At 71.2% G+C, this 16,085-nt stretch carries 17 protein-coding genes and 1 pseudogene; 4 read left to right on the top strand and 14 right to left on the bottom strand.

Annotated features, from left to right (window positions below; genetic code table 11):
• Positions 1-33: 33 nt before the first annotated feature.
• Positions 34-1,329, top strand: a complete 1,296-nt coding sequence (locus tag OG758_RS29165; protein WP_326712666.1) for an LCP family protein — start codon at positions 34-36, stop codon at positions 1,327-1,329.
• Between the two features lie 39 nt (positions 1,330-1,368).
• On the opposite strand, the gene OG758_RS29160 is transcribed toward OG758_RS29165, so the two are convergent.
• The 7 genes from OG758_RS29160 to OG758_RS29130 form a co-directional block, all read right to left on the bottom strand.
• The gene (locus tag OG758_RS29160; protein ID WP_326712665.1) at positions 1,369-2,340 is read right to left on the bottom strand and encodes a hypothetical protein; all 972 of its coding nucleotides are present in this window, start codon (positions 2,338-2,340) and stop codon (positions 1,369-1,371) included.
• Positions 2,337-3,407, bottom strand: coding sequence for a protein phosphatase 2C domain-containing protein (locus tag OG758_RS29155; protein ID WP_326712664.1), 1,071 nt, complete (start codon positions 3,405-3,407; stop codon positions 2,337-2,339). The genes OG758_RS29160 and OG758_RS29155 overlap by 4 nt, the downstream gene beginning before the upstream one ends.
• A gap of 17 nt (positions 3,408-3,424) precedes the next feature.
• Positions 3,425-4,090, bottom strand: a complete 666-nt coding sequence (locus OG758_RS29150) for a vWA domain-containing protein (protein WP_326712663.1) — start codon at positions 4,088-4,090, stop codon at positions 3,425-3,427.
• 27 nt (positions 4,091-4,117) lie between these two features.
• Positions 4,118-4,609, bottom strand: coding sequence for a hypothetical protein (locus OG758_RS29145; protein ID WP_326712662.1), 492 nt, complete (start codon positions 4,607-4,609; stop codon positions 4,118-4,120).
• Positions 4,606-5,547 (bottom strand): hypothetical protein, encoded by a 942-nt coding sequence (locus OG758_RS29140; RefSeq protein WP_326712661.1) that lies wholly within the window; start codon positions 5,545-5,547, stop codon positions 4,606-4,608. Before OG758_RS29140 ends, OG758_RS29145 begins: the two co-directional genes overlap by 4 nt.
• The gene (locus OG758_RS29135; RefSeq protein ID WP_326712660.1) at positions 5,457-5,990 is read right to left on the bottom strand and encodes a hypothetical protein; all 534 of its coding nucleotides are present in this window, start codon (positions 5,988-5,990) and stop codon (positions 5,457-5,459) included. The genes OG758_RS29140 and OG758_RS29135 overlap by 91 nt, the downstream gene beginning before the upstream one ends.
• Before the next feature lie 235 nt (positions 5,991-6,225).
• A complete protein-coding gene (locus OG758_RS29130) occupies positions 6,226-7,383 on the bottom strand; it encodes an acyl-CoA dehydrogenase (protein ID WP_326712659.1) in 1,158 nt (385 codons plus the stop codon).
• Between the two features lie 172 nt (positions 7,384-7,555).
• On the opposite strand from OG758_RS29130, the gene OG758_RS29125 reads away from it, so the two are divergent.
• Positions 7,556-8,899 (top strand): UDP-glucose dehydrogenase family protein, encoded by a 1,344-nt coding sequence (locus OG758_RS29125; protein WP_326712658.1) that lies wholly within the window; start codon positions 7,556-7,558, stop codon positions 8,897-8,899.
• Between the two features lie 4 nt (positions 8,900-8,903).
• Here the strand turns inward: OG758_RS29125 and OG758_RS29120 are convergent, their stop codons facing one another.
• A complete protein-coding gene (locus OG758_RS29120) occupies positions 8,904-9,404 on the bottom strand; it encodes a CGNR zinc finger domain-containing protein (RefSeq protein WP_326712657.1) in 501 nt (166 codons plus the stop codon).
• Between the two features lie 91 nt (positions 9,405-9,495).
• On the opposite strand from OG758_RS29120, the gene OG758_RS29115 reads away from it, so the two are divergent.
• Positions 9,496-9,858, top strand: coding sequence for a VOC family protein (locus OG758_RS29115; protein ID WP_326712656.1), 363 nt, complete (start codon positions 9,496-9,498; stop codon positions 9,856-9,858).
• 21 nt (positions 9,859-9,879) lie between these two features.
• On the opposite strand, the pseudogene OG758_RS29110 reads toward OG758_RS29115, so the two are convergent.
• From OG758_RS29110 to OG758_RS29095, 4 genes and pseudogenes are all read right to left on the bottom strand, one after another.
• A pseudogene (locus OG758_RS29110) lies at positions 9,880-10,143 on the bottom strand (membrane dipeptidase); the annotation flags it as partial.
• Between the two features lie 266 nt (positions 10,144-10,409).
• Entirely contained in the window at positions 10,410-11,597 is a 1,188-nt protein-coding gene (locus tag OG758_RS29105; protein ID WP_326712655.1) for a dipeptidase, read from the bottom strand.
• A 4-nt stretch (positions 11,598-11,601) separates the two neighbouring features.
• The gene (purE, locus tag OG758_RS29100; RefSeq protein WP_326712654.1) at positions 11,602-12,129 is read right to left on the bottom strand and encodes a 5-(carboxyamino)imidazole ribonucleotide mutase; all 528 of its coding nucleotides are present in this window, start codon (positions 12,127-12,129) and stop codon (positions 11,602-11,604) included.
• Positions 12,126-13,289 carry a 5-(carboxyamino)imidazole ribonucleotide synthase gene (locus OG758_RS29095; RefSeq protein ID WP_326712653.1) on the bottom strand — a complete coding sequence of 388 codons (1,164 nt, stop codon included), beginning with the start codon at positions 13,287-13,289 and terminating at the stop codon, positions 12,126-12,128. Before OG758_RS29095 ends, purE begins: the two co-directional genes overlap by 4 nt.
• A 123-nt stretch (positions 13,290-13,412) precedes the next feature.
• Between OG758_RS29095 and OG758_RS29090 the strand changes: the two genes are divergently transcribed.
• The gene (locus tag OG758_RS29090; protein WP_326712652.1) at positions 13,413-13,955 is read left to right on the top strand and encodes a GtrA family protein; all 543 of its coding nucleotides are present in this window, start codon (positions 13,413-13,415) and stop codon (positions 13,953-13,955) included.
• Between the two features lie 61 nt (positions 13,956-14,016).
• On the opposite strand, the gene OG758_RS29085 is transcribed toward OG758_RS29090, so the two are convergent.
• Both OG758_RS29085 and OG758_RS29080 read right to left on the bottom strand, forming a co-directional pair.
• A complete protein-coding gene (locus tag OG758_RS29085; RefSeq protein ID WP_326712651.1) occupies positions 14,017-15,291 on the bottom strand; it encodes an ATP-binding protein in 1,275 nt (424 codons plus the stop codon).
• Between the two features lie 15 nt (positions 15,292-15,306).
• The gene (locus OG758_RS29080; protein WP_100597941.1) at positions 15,307-15,984 is read right to left on the bottom strand and encodes a response regulator transcription factor; all 678 of its coding nucleotides are present in this window, start codon (positions 15,982-15,984) and stop codon (positions 15,307-15,309) included.
• Positions 15,985-16,085 lie beyond the last annotated feature (101 nt).

Here is a 16,085-nt window from a genome sequence, read left to right as displayed (position 1 = left end):
GGGGCACACAGCCCAGGACTGCACACTGGGGCCATGAACGATTGGCCAGAGGGTTGGGGCGACAGTCAGGGCGGCGGCGACCGCGGTTACGGTCGCGGCAGTGCCAGCGCGCGCCCCGAGGGCGCCCGCGCGATGCCGCATGTGCAGCGCGGACAGGGCGGCGGCCCCCGCCGCTCCGCGCCGCCCCGGCCCACGGTCCCGGCGCAGCCCTCGTACGGCGAGGGCTACGGGGACCAGTACGACAGCGGCTACAACACCGGCCAGGTCTACGGCGGTGGCGGCGGACGCGGCGGCGGCTACGTACCGAACGACAACGATCCGGCCGACGGGTACGCGCCCCCGCGTCCGCGGCCGAACTGGCGCCGGCGCATCAAGTGGGCCGTCCTCACCCTCGTCGTCGTGTTCGTCGGTGTGAGCATCGGCACGTACTTCTGGGCCGACTCCAAGCTCCACCGTGACGTCGACCTCGCCAAGGTCATAGACAGGCCCGAGACGGGCCAGGGCACGAACTACCTCATCGTCGGCACCGACAGCCGGGCCGGAATGTCCGACGCGGAGAAGAAGAAGCTGCACACCGGGTCCGCCGAGGGCAAGCGCACGGACACGATGATGATCCTGCACACCGGCGACAACGGCAGCACGATGATCTCCCTGCCGCGTGACTCGAACGTCACCATCCCGTCCTACAAGGGCTCGGACTCCGGCAAGCTCTACCCGAACCAGGGCCGCCAGGTGAAGCTCAACGCCGCCTACGCGGAGGACGGCCCCGAACTGCTCGTTCGGACCGTCGAGTTCAACACCGGGCTGCACATCGACCACTACGCGGAGATCGGCTTCGGCGGCTTCGCGAAGATCGTGGACGCGGTCGGCGGCGTCGAGATGAACCTGAAGGAGGGCTTCAAGGACAAGTGGTCCGGAGCCGACTTCCAGAAGGGCAAGCAGACGCTGAACGGCCAGCAGGCCCTGGCCTTCGTCCGTACGCGCCACGCGTTCGCGGCGAGCGACCTCCAGCGCACCAAGAACCAGCAGGCGTTCCTGTCGGCGCTGGCCCACCAGGTGGCCACCCCGTCGACGGTCATGAACCCGTTCAAGCTCTACCCGACGATGGGCGCGGGCCTCGACTCGCTCGTCGTCGACAAGGACATGAGCCTGTGGGACCTGGGCTCGATGTTCTTCGCCATGAAGGGCGTCACGGGCGGCGACGGCAAGTCGATGAACATGCCGGTCTCCGGCTCCGTCAACGGCAACCTCGTCTGGGACAAGACCAAGGTCAAGCAACTGGTGGGCGAGCTCAAGAACGACGAGACCGTGACGGTCTCGGGCAACTGACGCGAGAGACGGGGCAGTTGGCCGGTTCGGATCTCCGGCTCAGGCCGGCTGCCCCGGTCCTCCCCGGCCGTTCAGCTGTATCGTGCCGCGCTGCCGGGCGGTGTCGAACATCGAACGGTCGACCGCGGGGCGGGGCGCCGGAGCGGCCGCGATCAGCTTGATCGTCTCGCGTCCGGCGAGCGCGGTCTGCCACTGCCCGAGATCGGGCCGGCTCCCGTAGGGACCGGCCGCGCGGGCCCAGAGGCCGCGCACCGCCGCCTCGCGCCGGTCGTCGAGGACGCCGGAGAGCGGCACCATCGGCCGGCCCGGATGCGCGTACGGGTCCCGCATCAGCACCCGCCCGATCATCAGTGACGCCTTGTACCGGTCGCTGTCGACGGTGGCCGTCCCGGCCGGGGCGAGCGGGTCGTGCCAGTCAGGGGTGTCCGCCTGGTCGAGCACGGCGGGCCGGCCGACGAGCCGGATGCCGTCGCAGTCGAGCAGGAAGACGGCGGGCTCGGGCGTGAGGGTCCACAGCACATTGGCCTGCGACAGGTCACCGACCACGAGCCCCGCCGCGTGCAGCCGCCCGAACAGCCCGGCCAGGGCGACGGCGATCCCGAGCCGGGCATCCGGCTCCGGCTGCGGCACCGCCTGCCAGGCCGCCTTGGGCTCACGGAGCAGATAGGACAGCTCGATGAGCTTCGTATCGCCTCTGGGCGTGCGCCAGTTGGTCGTCGCCGGCGCCCTGCGCATCAGGAACCCGGTGACCGTCCCCGCGTCGAGGACCCTGCACAGCGGCCACGCGGTCTCCGCGTCGAGGCGTTCCCTGTCGGCGGCGGCAAGAGCCTGACGGTACGCCACCAGGGCCGCCAGGGAGGATCCATCGACCTTGTGCGGCTCGCGGTAGCTCTTGTAGAGGAGGTCACCGGGGCCGCCGACCGCGTGCACCTCGCCCTGCCCGCCGTCCCCCGTCTTGCCGAGCAACTTGAGCCCGCTGTACGGGAGATCGGCGCCGTTGTGGAACGTCACTGCGCCTCCCCGTGCTCCCACAGGACGACGGCGGTGCGATCGTCGTCGTAGGACTTGACCCGGTACTGGAACTGCCAGAGGAAGTCGGCCGGCGCCGGGACCTCGTCGCCGTTCCACGCCTCGGCGAGGAAGTCCCGCATACCGGCGTCGCCCGCCAGCGGGGACGACAGGCCGTCCGTGCTGAGGACGAGGACGTCGCCGGCGTGCGCGTGGAGCAGGCGCGTCACGGCGCTGCGGGCGCGCGGCAGCGCCGCGGTGCGCGTGTCGATGACGTCGCTGTCCTTGTCGCCGTCGGCGTCTGTCACGACGTCCAGGTGCCAGTAGCCGCGGCGCAGCAGGGCCGTGCCGCCGTCCCCGACCGCCAGGAAGCCGCGGGTGCGTATGCGCGGGTCGAGCGGGACCAACAGGATCCGCAGTGTGGTGGCGAAGGCGTCCGGGCGCTCGCCGTGCTGCAACGCGAGGTCGCCCAGCAGGTTGCCGATCTGGCGCACCACGTCGTCGGCCGTGCGCTGGAACCGCTCGGCGTCGCCGGTGCGGATCGACTCGTGCAGGGACGTGGAGCGGTCGAGGTAGCGCGCGGCCAGGCGGCAGGCCTCGTTGGACCCGACGTGTGAGCGCGGGGCCGAGCCCACTCCGTCGGCGACCGCGAGCATCAGCAGCTCACCGCCGTGCTCGTCGCCACCGACGCGGGTCACGCACAGCGCGTCCTGCCGCGGCTCCCCGGCATAGCGGTGCGAGTCCCCGCGTACGGAGGCGGCGCGGACGCTCAGTCCCGGGTACGCGGCACCGTCGAGGACGATGTCCGGCAGCACGGCCGCCGCCAGGTCCCCTGTCACGGCGGGCAGTCCCTGCGGGACGGGCGGATAGCTCGGCGCCTTCGGACCGCTGTGGGCGGGCGCGCCGAGAGCGGGGACGGGAGATGAGGTGAGGGCCGGACCGTCGGCGCCCTGCACCGACGCCGGCAGCTCATAGTCGTCCCGCACCGCCGGGGCGCCGTCCGACACCACGAAGCCGTGCGGGTCGGTCGGCGTCCAGTGCCGCCGGGCCGCTTCCTCGCTCTCGTTCATCCGCGTACGCCCTTCGCTCACAGCTTGTCGAGGGAGACGGTGGAGAAGCCCGGGACGGTCTCGTCCACGGCCAGGGTGAAACCGCTCCCGCCGTCGGCCGGGATGCTGCTCGCCGACCGGACGATGGAACGGGTCAGGCTGGAGGCGAACTCCCGCAGGGCCTTCGCCGGTGACACGGTCGAGTCCTGCTGCATGAACGCGCGGAAGTTCGCCACCTGCCCGATCGTCGAGGCCTCCGCGTCACCGATCCCGAAAGCGATGATCTTCGGGGCGTACTTCGAGCCGAGCAGGTCCTTGTGGTCCTGCTCCCAGCCGTCGTCGGTCGGAATGCCGTCGGACAGGAAGAACGCGACCGGCCGGTACACCTCGTGCCCCTGCGCCTTCAGCGACGCGACGTCCGCCTCGACACAGCGCAGGAGCTCGCGGAAGGCCGCGCCGTACGACGTCAGTCCGCCCGCGGCGAGCGCCGGGACCTCCTCGATGTCGCTCAGGTCGACCAGGGGTTGCAGCACCTTCGCGTCGTCGGAGAAACCGATCAGGCAGAACCGGGTCTTGTCGGCGACCGTCGGATTGGTGCTGATCTCGTGGTGAAGCTCGGGCAATGCGCTGTTGATCGCCTCGATCGGGTCCCCCGTCATCGAGCCCGACTCGTCGCACAGCAGGTAGAACGGCAGAATCTGCATGGCCTCGTGCCTCCGGAAAGCCTGTCGTCAGTTCGCGTAGGTGTAGAAGTAGATCTCGATGTCGGCATGGCCCCCGGTGGCCGCGCCCTTCCAGAAGTCGCGGGTGGTCGCGTTCCTGAACATGTCCGGACGGGCCTTCGTCAGCAGCGAGTTGACCTGGTGGGCGTACGCGCCGCCGGCGCCCGGGTCGCTGTTGCGGCCGAAGGTGAGGACGAACGCCGCCTGCCGTCCCCGGTACTTCTCCGTCACCGCGCGCAGCCGCTCCTCGATACGGTCCCGGTCCCCCTGAGCGGCGTCGATGGACACCTTGACGGGCGTACGGGTCACCGCGCGCGGGCCCTTGTGCTCGGGGCTCTTCGACGGTGCGGGCTTCCCGCTCGCGGACGCCGAGGGCGTCGGTCGGGCCTCCGCGGCCTGGGGGTCGCCCTGGTCGCCCATCGCGACGAGCGCGAGGACCAGCAGCATGTCGGCGAAGAGCCAGCCCGCCAGGTGCAGCGGGTTGAACCCGCGCGCCCTCATCCCGCGGAGCCCGGCCGGCCCGGCACCGCGTCCTCGACGGAGTGCCCCCTGGCCTCACCCGCGTCGCCGGGCTTGCCGAGATCCACACCGCGCGCGGGCCACGACGGTACGGGCTGCGCCGGCGGCGCGCCCTCCGGCGGCCGGGGGACGGGCAGACCGACTCCCCCGGAGGTCTGCACCACCGCCACCAGCTGCGCGAACTTCTCGGCGGTCTCGCGCAGGGCACCGGTCTGCTGGGCCATCGCCCGCACCACGGTCCGGGTCTCCTGCGCGGCGCTCTGGGAGTCCCGCACGGCGTCCTGCGTCTCCTCCGCCACCTTCCGGGACTCCCGTACCGACTCCTCGGCGGCGGCGAAGAGCCGCGCGGACTCCTCCGCGGCTGCGTCAAGGCGCCCCAGAACCTGCGCCGACACATCGGCGGCGACCTCGACGCCGGTCGTGAACGACCGCTGCGAGGCGGCGAGTACGGTCACGGAGTCCTCGACGCGCTCCCCGGCCCTGCCGAGGCTGTCGCGGACCTCGCCGTTCACGGCCCGGACCTCCTCCAGCGCCTCGCGCACCATCGCGCCGCTGCCGCTGACGGCCGTCTCGATCCGTCCGGCAGCCTCCTCCAGCGGCCGTACGGAGGTGCCGACCGCGCCCAGCTGGCGCTCCGCCTCCTTGAGGGCCGCGCCGACCGTCTCGGCGGCGGCGGCGAGTTCGGCGTTGGTCTTCGCGGCCCGGTTGCCGAGCCGGGTCAGCGTCTTGGCTGCCCCCGTCAGTTCGGCGGCGAACCTGACCGGGGACGACATCCTGTGTTCGTTGAGGACGAGCTGGGCACGGCTGAGGGCCGGCACCAGACGCGCCATCAGCTGCTCGGCGGCACGGCGCGCGGCCTCCTCTCGACGGTCGACCGCCGCCTTGCGGAAGCTGTGCACGAGCGCCAGCGCGAACAGCACGCGATCGCGACCGTCGCGCTCATCGCGACCGTGCCGAAGGTGTAGAGCCCGGCGAGGTGCCCCTCGAACCCGGACTGCCACAGCTGGAGGAAGGGCCGCGCCGCGGCCTTCGGGTTGTCGCCCGTAAGGGCCCCGTACGCGCTGGACGCCTGGGTCAGACCGTGCCAGGTGAACAGCAGCGGCAGGAAGACCAGCGCGCCGAGCCCGGCCTCCAGCCAGCCCCACGCCTTGTGTTCGACGGCCGGGTCGACCGCCACGCTCTCGGGCCGCCCGTACGCGGCGAGCAGGTCGAGGTCGGCCCAGGTACCGAGGCCGTCGGTGTCCGCGGCACGCAACGCCTTGGCAAGCGCCTGGAGCTCCTCGGCTCTCGGTGCGAGCCCGCCCTCGTCGGCCAGGTCACCGATCCGCTGGCCGACCACGTGCCGGTCCGTCAGGCCCCCCATGACCATCCCCCAACTCCCTTGTAAGCACCGGGAGTGCGCGTCACGAGCCGGCCCGCAGGTACGGCGGCCCCCCGGCCCCACGCGGCCCGCGCCCCTCGGGGCGCGACCACAGGCGCACAGCGTACGACACACGTCACAGACCGCGTACGGTCCTTGCCGCATTGGGAGTTGGTGAGATCGGCCGGGCGTAGAACAGCCCCCGGCGCGGCGCCGGGGGCTGTTTCAGAGGTCTGGACTACGGCAGGTTGCGCGCCATGACGATGCGCTGGACCTGGTTCGTGCCTTCGTAGATCTGCGTGATCTTCGCGTCGCGCATCATGCGCTCGACCGGGTAGTCGCGGGTGTAGCCGTAGCCGCCGAGGAGCTGGACGGCGTCCGTGGTGACCTCCATGGCGACGTCCGAGGCGAAGCACTTGGCCGCGGCGCCCTGGAAGGTGAGGTCCGCGTCGCCTCGCTCCGACTTGGCCGCGGCCTGGTAGGTCAGGGCGCGGGCGGCCTCGATCTTCATGGCCATGTCGGCGAGCATGAACTGGATGCCCTGGAAGTCGGCGATCGGCTTGCCGAACTGCTTGCGCTCCTTGACGTAGCCCTTGGCGTAGTCGAGGGCGCCCTGGGCGATGCCGAGGGCCTGCGCCGCGATGGTGACGCGGGTGTGGTCCAGGGTCTTCATCGCCGTGGCGAAGCCGGTGCCCTCTTCCCCGATCATGCGGTCCGCGGGGATGCGGACGTTGTCGAGGTAGACCTCGCGCGTCGGGGAACCCTTGATGCCGAGCTTCCTCTCCGGGGCGCCGAAGGAGACGCCCTCGTCGGACTTCTCGACGACGAAGGCGGAGATGCCCTTCGAGCGCTTGGTCGGGTCGGTGACGGCCATGACCGTGTAGTACTCGGAGGCGCCGGCGTTGGTGATCCAGCGCTTCACGCCGTTGAGGACCCAGAAGTCGCCGTCGCGGACCGCACGCGTCTTCATGCCCGCCGCGTCCGAACCCGCGTCCGGCTCGGAGAGGCAGTACGAGAACATGCCCTCGCCCTTGGCGAGCGGCGTCATGTACTTCTTCTTCAGTTCCTCGGAGCCGGAGAGGATGACGGGCAGCGAGCCCAGCTTGTTCACGGCCGGGATGAGGGAGGAGCTGGCGCAGACGCGGGCCACCTCCTCGATCACGATGACGGTCGCGAGGGCGTCGGCCCCGGCGCCGCCGTAGGACTCCGGTACGTGCACCGCCTGGAGGTCGTTGGCGACCAGTGCGTCGAGGGCCTCCTGCGGGAAACGCGCCTCCTCGTCCACCGCCGCGGCGAACGGCGCGATCTTCGCCTCGCACAGAGCCCGCACGGACTCGCGGAGCATGTCGTGCTCTTCGGCCGGACGGTACAGGTCGAATTCGGGCGAACCTGCCAAGGTGACTCACGCTCCAAGGACGCTAATTACCGTTAAGTAACCCAAATTTTATGCCTCTGCCCACCTAAGGGATACGTGAGCTACGCGACAGGGGAAACGTGCCCTGTGAGGGGCCGTGCCACGCCCGACTATGCTCGGGGCCGCACTGCAGCCGTACACCTCTGGAGCTCCCATGGCCTTGAAGATCACCGTGATCGGCACCGGCTACCTCGGCGCCACGCACGCCGCCGCCATGGCCGAACTCGGCTTCGAGGTGCTCGGGCTCGATGTCGTGCCCGAGAAGATCGAGATGCTCACGCGGGGCGAGGTCCCCATGTACGAGCCCGGTCTCGAGGAGCTGCTGCGCAAGCACGTCGCCGGCATCGAGGGGTCGACCGGGCGGCTGCGCTTCACCATGGACTGGGCCGAGGTCGCCGAGTTCGGTGACGTCCACTTCGTGTGCGTGAACACCCCGCAGAAGCACGGCGAGTACGCCTGCGACATGAGTTACGTCGACGCCGCGGTGGAGTCACTGGCCGAGCACCTGGCCAAGCCGGCGCTCGTCGTCGGCAAGTCGACCGTGCCCGTCGGCAGCGCCGAGCGGCTCGCGGCCCGCATCCTGGAGCTGGCGCCCGCGGGCGGCGAGGTCGAGCTGGCCTGGAACCCGGAGTTCCTGCGCGAGGGCTTCGCCGTGCAGGACACGCTGCACCCGGACCGGATCGTGGTCGGCGTGCGCAGCGACCTCGCCGAGAAGACCCTGCGCGAGGTGTACGCGACGCCGGTCGGGCAGGGCTCGCCGTTCGTGGTGACGGACTTCCCGACGGCCGAGCTGGTCAAGACGGCCGCCAACTCGTTCCTCGCGACGAAGATCTCCTTCATCAACGCGATGGCCGAGGTGTGCGAGGCCGCGGGCGGTGACGTCGCGAAGCTCGCCGAGGCGATCGGCTACGACGAGCGGATCGGGTCCAAGTTCCTGCGGGCCGGGATCGGCTTCGGCGGCGGCTGTCTGCCCAAGGACATCCGCGCGTTCATGGCGCGAGCCGGTGAGCTGGGCGCCGACCAGGCGCTGACGTTCCTGCGCGAGATCGACTCCATCAACATGCGGCGCCGCGGCCAGATGGTCGAGATGACCCGCGAGGCGCTCGGCGGCGGCTCGTTCCTGGGCAAGCGGGTCGCAGTGCTCGGTGCCACGTTCAAGCCGGACTCCGACGACGTACGGGACTCCCCCGCGCTGAACGTGGCCGGGCAGATCCACCTCCAGGGCGGCCAGGTCACGGTCTACGACCCGAAGGGCATGGACAACGCGCGGCGCCTGTTCCCCACGCTCGGCTACGCGGAGTCCGCCGAGGCGGCCGTGCGGGGCGCGGACGTGGTGCTGCACCTGACGGAGTGGCGCGAGTTCCGCGAGCTGGACCCGGCGGCGCTCGGTGACCTGGCCGGCACGCGGCTGATCCTCGACGGGCGCAACGCGCTGGACCCGGTGCTGTGGCGCAAGGCGGGCTGGACGTACCGGGCGATGGGCCGCCCGGCTGCCTGAGCCTCTATTTCGCGCGGTAGCGGCGCATCTTCGCGCGCGCTCCGCACACCGCCATCGAGCACCAGCGACCGCGGCCCGCCGGGCTGCGGTCGTAGTACACCCAGTGGCAGTCGGGGGCCTCGCAGGCCTTCAGGCGGGGCCAGGTGCCGTCCGCGTGCGCCTGGGCGATCGCCGCCGCGACGCGCGAGACGAGAGCGTGCGGGTCCGCCGGCGCGAGAGAGGCCGAGCCGTCCGTCGCGTCGACGGCGACCAGGAGCGGGGCCTCCGCGAGCAGCCGGTGCAGGGGTGTCACCGAGCGATGGGGGGCGTGCCCGCCGTGTGCGAGGCAGGCGACGCGCAGTGATTCGCGCAGTTCGCGCGCCGGTTCCGTCTCCTCCTGAGTGAGGCCGAGGGCCCCGCGCCCCTTCTCCGTGTCGAGTGCGTCGGCGCCCGTCTCGATGTCGAGGGTGTTCACCAGGGCCTGGATCAGGGCCAGTCCCCCGGGTGCGGGCACGCGGTCATTCATGGTTGCGACGTTACCTCTACTGCGGGAGCATGCAGTAACGCGGTTACCTCTTGAAGTCCTCTATGGGTAACCCTCACACCGAGGAGATGTCATGGCTCTCGCCACGCTGGGTGTCGTCGTCCTGGACTGTCCCGAACCGCGCGCGCTCGCCGATTTCTACGCGGAGGTGCTCGGCGGCGAAGTGACGAGCGACGACGGCACATGGGTCGACCTGGAGGTGCCGGGCGGCCGACCGCTCGCGTTCCAGGCGGCACCCGACTTCGAGCCGCCGGCCTGGCCCGCGCGCGACCGGCCGCAGCAGTTCCATCTGGACCTCACGGTCGAGGACCTCGACACGGCGGAGAAGGGCGTCCTGGCCCTGGGCGCGAGGGTCCTCGACGCGGAGGACCGCTCGCGCACCTGGCGGGTCTACGCGGACCCGGCGGGGCACCCGTTCTGCCTGTGCGCCTGCTGAGTCCGCTCCCCCGCGCACCCTTCAGGTGTCGAGGCGTTCGCTCCTCGCCGTCGACGGCGGGCGGCGCAGCGCGGCAGCCCGTGCCGCGAACTCCGTCTCGCGCAGCACGCGCTGGACGTTGCCCCACGTGAGCTGTGCCAGATCTGACTCCGGCCAGCCACGCTCGATCAGTTCCGCGATGAGGTACGGAAAGCGCGAGACGGCGGCGAGGCCGTCCGGGTGCACGGCTCCGGTGTCGTACGCGCCGCAGAGGCCGACGGACTGCGGGCCCGCCACCCGTCTCACACCCCTCGGTCGGTGAGGAGAGCTCGGCGAGCTCGCCCACCTCGGCGGTGGCGGTCAGTTCGTCCTGCAGGTCTGCCATGGCAAAGCTCCGGGCGTCGACGGTGTCGGCAGTGACGTTCACCGTCACATGGCCCGCACCCACCTGGTGGGCGACGCGTTCGGGCGACACCTCGGGCCGCGCAAACCTCCGGAGCGGCATCACTCCGGAGGTTTCCGCAGGTCGCCCGGCCGTCGAGCCAGGTCGCCCGGCCGTCGAGCCCGGTCGCTCAGCCGTCGAGCTGGTCGAGCGTCGCGTTCGACGGGCCGCGCCGCGCCTGCTCGTCGCGGGCCACGTCCTCCGCCGCACCGAGGACCCGTACCGCGTTCTGCCAGGTCAGCTTGGCGAGGTCGGCGTCCGACCAGCCGCGGTCGACGAGCTCCGCGATCAGGTTCGGGTAGCCCGAGACGTCACCGAGGCCGTCCGGCAGGAACGCCGTGCCGTCGTAGTCGCCGCCGATGCCGATGTGGTCGACGCCGGCGACCTCGCGCATGTGGTCGAGGTGGTCGGCGACCGTGGAGACGGTGGCGACCGGGCGCGGGTGCTCCTCCTCGAAGGCGCCGTGGAGCTTCATGGCCTCCGCCGACGTGTCCAGGTGGTGGAAGCCGTGCGCGCGCAGGTTGTCGTCCGCGGCGGCCGTCCAGTCGACGGCGGCCTGGAGGACGAACTTCGGCACGAACGTGGCCATCGCGACGCCGCCGTTCGCGGGCAGCCGCTCCAGGACGTCGTCCGGGATGTTGCGCGGGTGGTCGCACACGGCGCGCGCGGACGAGTGGGAGAAGATCACCGGCGCGACCGACGTGTCGAGCGCGGCCCGCATCGTGGTCGCCGCCACGTGCGAGAGGTCGACGAGCATGCCGGCCCGGTTCATCTCCCGCACGACCTCGTGGCCGAAGGGCGAGAGCCCGCCGACGCCCGGCTCGTCCGTCGCCGAGTCCGCCCACGCGATGTTGTCGTTGTGCGTGAGCGTCATGTAGCGCACACCCAGGGTGTGCAGCGCGCGCAGCGTGGCCAGCGAGTTGTCGATGGAGTGGCCGCCCTCGGCGCCCATGAGGGACGCGATACGGCCCTCGGTGCGGGCGGCCTCCATGTCGGCGGCCGTCAGCGCGCGGCGCAGGTCGGCCGGATAGCGCTCGATCAGCTGCTGGACGCAGTCGATCTGCTCCAGGGTGGCGCTGACGGCCACGTCGCCGGCCATGTCGGAGCGCACGTACACGGACCAGAACTGCGCGCCGACCCCGCCGGCCCGCAGCCGGGCCAGGTCGGTGTGCAGATGCGCGCTCTGGTCGACGGCGATGTCCCGCGCGTCGATGTCGTACGCGACCTGCTCGCGCAGTGCCCACGGCAGGTCGTTGTGGCCGTCGACGACGGGGAAGTCGGCGAGTATCGCGCGGGCCCGCTCCAGGGAGGTGGTCATCGGGTCACTTCCCGAAGCCGAAGCCGGACGCGCCCTCGACCTTGGCGCGCAGTCGCTTGCCCTTCTCCGTGGCCTGGTCGTTCAGCTCCTGCTGGAACTCCCGCATGCGGCCGAGGAGTTCCTCGTCGTGGGTGGCGAGGATACGGGCCGCGAGCAGGCCCGCGTTGCGCGCGCCGCCGACGGAGACGGTGGCGACGGGGACGCCCGCGGGCATCTGCACGATGGACAGCAGGCTGTCCATGCCGTCGAGGTACTTCAGCGGGACCGGGACGCCGATGACGGGCAGCGGGGTCACGGAGGCGAGCATGCCCGGCAGGTGGGCGGCTCCCCCGGCACCCGCGATGATCGCCTTGAGGCCGCGGCCGTCGGCGTTCTCGCCGTACGCGATCATCTCGCGCGGCATGCGGTGCGCGGAGACGACATCCACCTCGTAGGGGATCTCGAACTCGTCGAGAGCCTGGGCGGCGGCCTCCATGACGGGCCAGTCGGAGTCGGAACCCATGACAATGCCAACGACAGGGGACGTGCTCATTCGGTGATCGTTCCTCTGAGGTAGCCGGCTGCGTGACGGGCGCGCTCCAGCACGTCGTCCAGGTCGTCGCCGTAGGTGTTGACGTGGCCCACCTTGCGTCCGGGCTTCACGTCCTTGCCGTACATGTGGATCTTGAGCTTCGGGTCGCGGGCCATGCAGTGCAAGTACGCGGAGTACATGTCCGGGTAGTCGCCGCCGAGGACGTTGCACATGACCGTCCAGGGGGCGCGCGGGCGCGGGTCGCCGAGGGGGAGGTCGAGGACGGCGCGGACGTGGTTCGCGAACTGCGAGGTCACGGCCCCGTCCTGGGTCCAGTGGCCGGAGTTGTGCGGGCGCATCGCCAGTTCGTTGACGAGGATGCGGCCGTCGCGGGTCTCGAAGAGTTCCACCGCGAGGTGCCCGACGACACCGAGCTCCTTCGCGATGCCGAGGGCCAGCTGTTCGGCGCGCAGGGCGAGATCCTCGTCGAGGCCGGGGGCGGGCGCGATCACCGTGTCGCACACGCCGTCGACCTGCTGGGACTCGACGACGGGGTAGGCCACGGCCTGGCCGTGCGGGGAGCGGACGACATTGGCCGCGAGCTCCCGTACGAAGTCGACCTTCTCCTCCGCCAGGACGGGGACGCCGGCCTTGAAGGGCTCGGCCGCGTCCTCCAGGGACCGTACGAACCACACCCCCTTCCCGTCGTAGCCGCCGCGCACCGTCTTGAGGATCACGGGGAACCCGTCACTGGTGGAATCGCCGCCAGGGACGCCCTCCGTCGCGAAGGCCGCCACGTCGGCGGGGTCCTTCACCATGCGGTGGCGCGGACAGGGAGCACCGATCTGCGTGAGCTTCGCGCGCATCACACCCTTGTCCTGGGCGTGCACCAGAGCATCGGGTCCGGGGCGCACAGGGATGCCGTCCGCCTCCAGGGCCCGCAGGTGCTCCGTGGGCACGTGCTCGTGATCGAAGGTGATCACGTCACAGCCCCGCGCGAAGTCACGCAGCGTGTCCAGGTCGCGATAGTCGCCTATGACGACATCGCTGACCACCTGCGCCGCGGAATCCTGAGGAGTGTCACTGAGGAGCTTGAACTTGATGCCGAGCGGGATGCCCGCCTCGTGTGTCATACGAGCGAGCTGCCCCCCGCCGACCATGCCGACTACCGGGAACGTCACACCCCCAGGGTATCGGCCGCCCCGCGGTGCCAGGATTACCGGCGTCCCCAGGCGCCCGACCAGCCGCCTGGTTAGCATGACGGGGTCGATATATCGGAATCTACGGGGGCTGGGGCAAGCACGATGAACGGACCTGCCACATGGCGTGCGCGGCTCGACCAGCTCGGCCGTGAGGTCGCCAAGTTCGGTGCCGTGGGCGCGCTCGGGACCCTGGTGAATTTCGGCGTCTCCAACTTTCTGTGGCACACCACGAACCTCCAGGCCGTGCGGGCCAACATCATCGCCACGGTCATCGCCATCGCCGTCAACTACGTGGGGTTCCGCTACTTCACCTACCGTGACCGCGACAAGAGCGGCCGGACGCGGGAGCTGTCGCTCTTCCTGGCGTTCAGCGCGGTCGGCCTGGTGATCGAGAACGGCGTCCTGTACGTGGCGATCTACGGCTTCGGCTGGGAAAGCTCGCTCCAGCGCAACATCTTCAAAGTCATCGGCATCGGCATCGCGACGCTGTTCCGCTTCTGGTCGTACCGCACGTGGGTCTTCAAGACCCTGCCCGGCCACGAGACCGCCACGCGGGCTGAATCGTTCCTGGAGACCCGGGACGGCCGGGACGGGCCGGAGGGGCGCGAGGACCGCCGCTCCGACGTGCAGCGCACCCACCGCTGACCGGGCCGGGTCCGCTCACCGACCAGCCGGCCGGTCATCAGCCGACTGGCCGACTGGTCAGCTAGCGGACCGTCTCGGGCCCGTCACCGGGCGCCGGCTTCTTCAGCGGCGTACGCGACAGGAACAGCCCGAACACCGGCGGGTTCGTCTGGAGCATCTCCAGGCGGCCGCCGTCCGCCTCGGCCAGGTCGCGGGCGACCGCGAGGCCGATGCCCGTCGAGTTGCGGCCGCTGATGGTCCGCTCGAAGATCCGCGCACCCAGATCTCCCGGCACCCCCGGCCCCTCGTCCGTGACCTCGACGACGGCCTGGTTGCCGGTGACGCGGGTGCGCAGCGCGACGGTGCCGCCGCCGTGCATGAGCGAGTTCTCGATCAGCGCGGCAAGGACCTGGGCGACGGCGCCCGGAGTGCCCACGGCCTTCAGATGCCGCTTGCCCGAGGAGACGATGGCGCGGCCGGCGCTGCGGTAGGCCGGGCGCCACTCCTCCAGCTGCTGCTTGATGACCTCGTCCAGGTCGAAGGAGACCGCGGACCCGGTACGCGGGTCGCGCGAGTTGGTCAGCAGCCGCTCCACGACGTCCGTGAGGCGCTCGACCTGCGCGAGCGCGATCGTCGCCTCCTCCTTCACCGTGTCCAGGTCGTCGGTGACGGTGATCTCCTCCAGACGCATGGAGAGCGCCGTGAGGGGCGTACGGAGCTGGTGCGAGGCGTCGGCGGCCAGGCGCCGCTCGGCGGTCAGCATGCGGGCGATCCGCTCGGCGCTGGAGTCGAGGACGTCGGCGACCCGGTCCAGCTCGGTCACCCCGTAGCGGCGGTGGCGGGGGCGGGGGTCGCCCGAGCCGAGGCGCTCCGCGGTGGAGGCGAGGTCGGTGAGCGGGGACGTGAGCCGGTTGGCCTGGCGTACGGCGAGCAGGACCGCGGCGATGACGGCGAGCAGCGCCACCCCGGCGATGATCAGCAGGGTGCGGCCGACCTCGCGGGTGACGGAGGAGCGCGGCTCCTCGACGGTGACCGTCTCGCCCTTCTCGCCCTTGGCGGTGGCCTGGATGACTTCCCCTGCGGGGCGCTCACCGATCTCGATGGGGGTGCGCCCCGGCAGCTCGATCCTGGCGTACCGGTCGGGGCCGACCTGGTTCCGCAGGATCGCGCCGGTGACCTGTTCGTCACCGAGGAGCCGGCTGTCGACGATGCTGACGAGCCGGACCGCCTCGGAGTCCACCCGCTCCTGGGCGCTGTTGGTGATCGTGCGGGTCTCGACGATGACGAGCGAGACCCCGAAGACAGCGATCACGACGAGCACGACGGCGAGCGTGGAGTTGATCAGACGGCGGCGCATAGCTGTACCAGTACGTCAGCTCTTCTCGAAACGGAAGCCGACGCCGCGCACCGTGGCGATGTAGCGGGGATTGGCGGCGTCGTCGCCGAGCTTCTTGCGCAGCCAGGAGATGTGCATGTCGAGGGTCTTCGTCGAGGACCACCAGGTGGTGTCCCAGACCTCGCGCATCAACTGGTCGCGGGTGACGACTCGGCCGGCGTCGCGCACCAGGACCCGCAGCAGGTCGAACTCCTTGGCGGTGAGCTGGAGTTCCTCGTCGCCCATCCACGCGCGGTGCGACTCGACGTCGATGCGGACGCCGTGCGTGGCGGGCGGCTGCTGGGGCTCGGCGGCGCCGCGGCGCAGCAGCGCCCGTACACGGGCGAGCAGTTCGGCGAGGCGGAACGGCTTGGTGACGTAGTCGTCGGCGCCGGCGTCCAGGCCGACGACGGTGTCCACCTCGTCGGCGCGGGCGGTCAGGATGAGGACGGGCACCGTGTGCCCCTCGGCGCGCATCCGCCGGGCGACCTCGAGGCCGTCCATGCCGGGCAGCCCCAGGTCGAGTACGACGAGGTCGATGCTGCCCTGAAGTCCGGCGTCGAGCGCGGTCGGGCCGTCCTCACGCACTTCGACCTCGTAACCCTCCCTGCGCAGGGCACGGGCCAGTGGCTCCGAGATGGACGCGTCGTCCTCGGCGAGCAGTACACGGGTCATGCAGTGATGGTAGTCCGCGCCGGACCGCGGCCGGGGGGCGATCCACCAGGGCCGTGACCCGGCCGGGCGGGCCTGCGGCTGTGGGATGAGATCCTGGCGGG

The organism is Streptomyces sp. NBC_01474 (assembly GCF_035918215.1).
GTDB lineage: Bacteria > Actinomycetota > Actinomycetes > Streptomycetales > Streptomycetaceae > Streptomyces > Streptomyces aureus.
The sequence above is the reverse complement of the archived record's forward strand: the minus strand, read 5'-3'. Positions and strand labels throughout refer to the sequence as shown.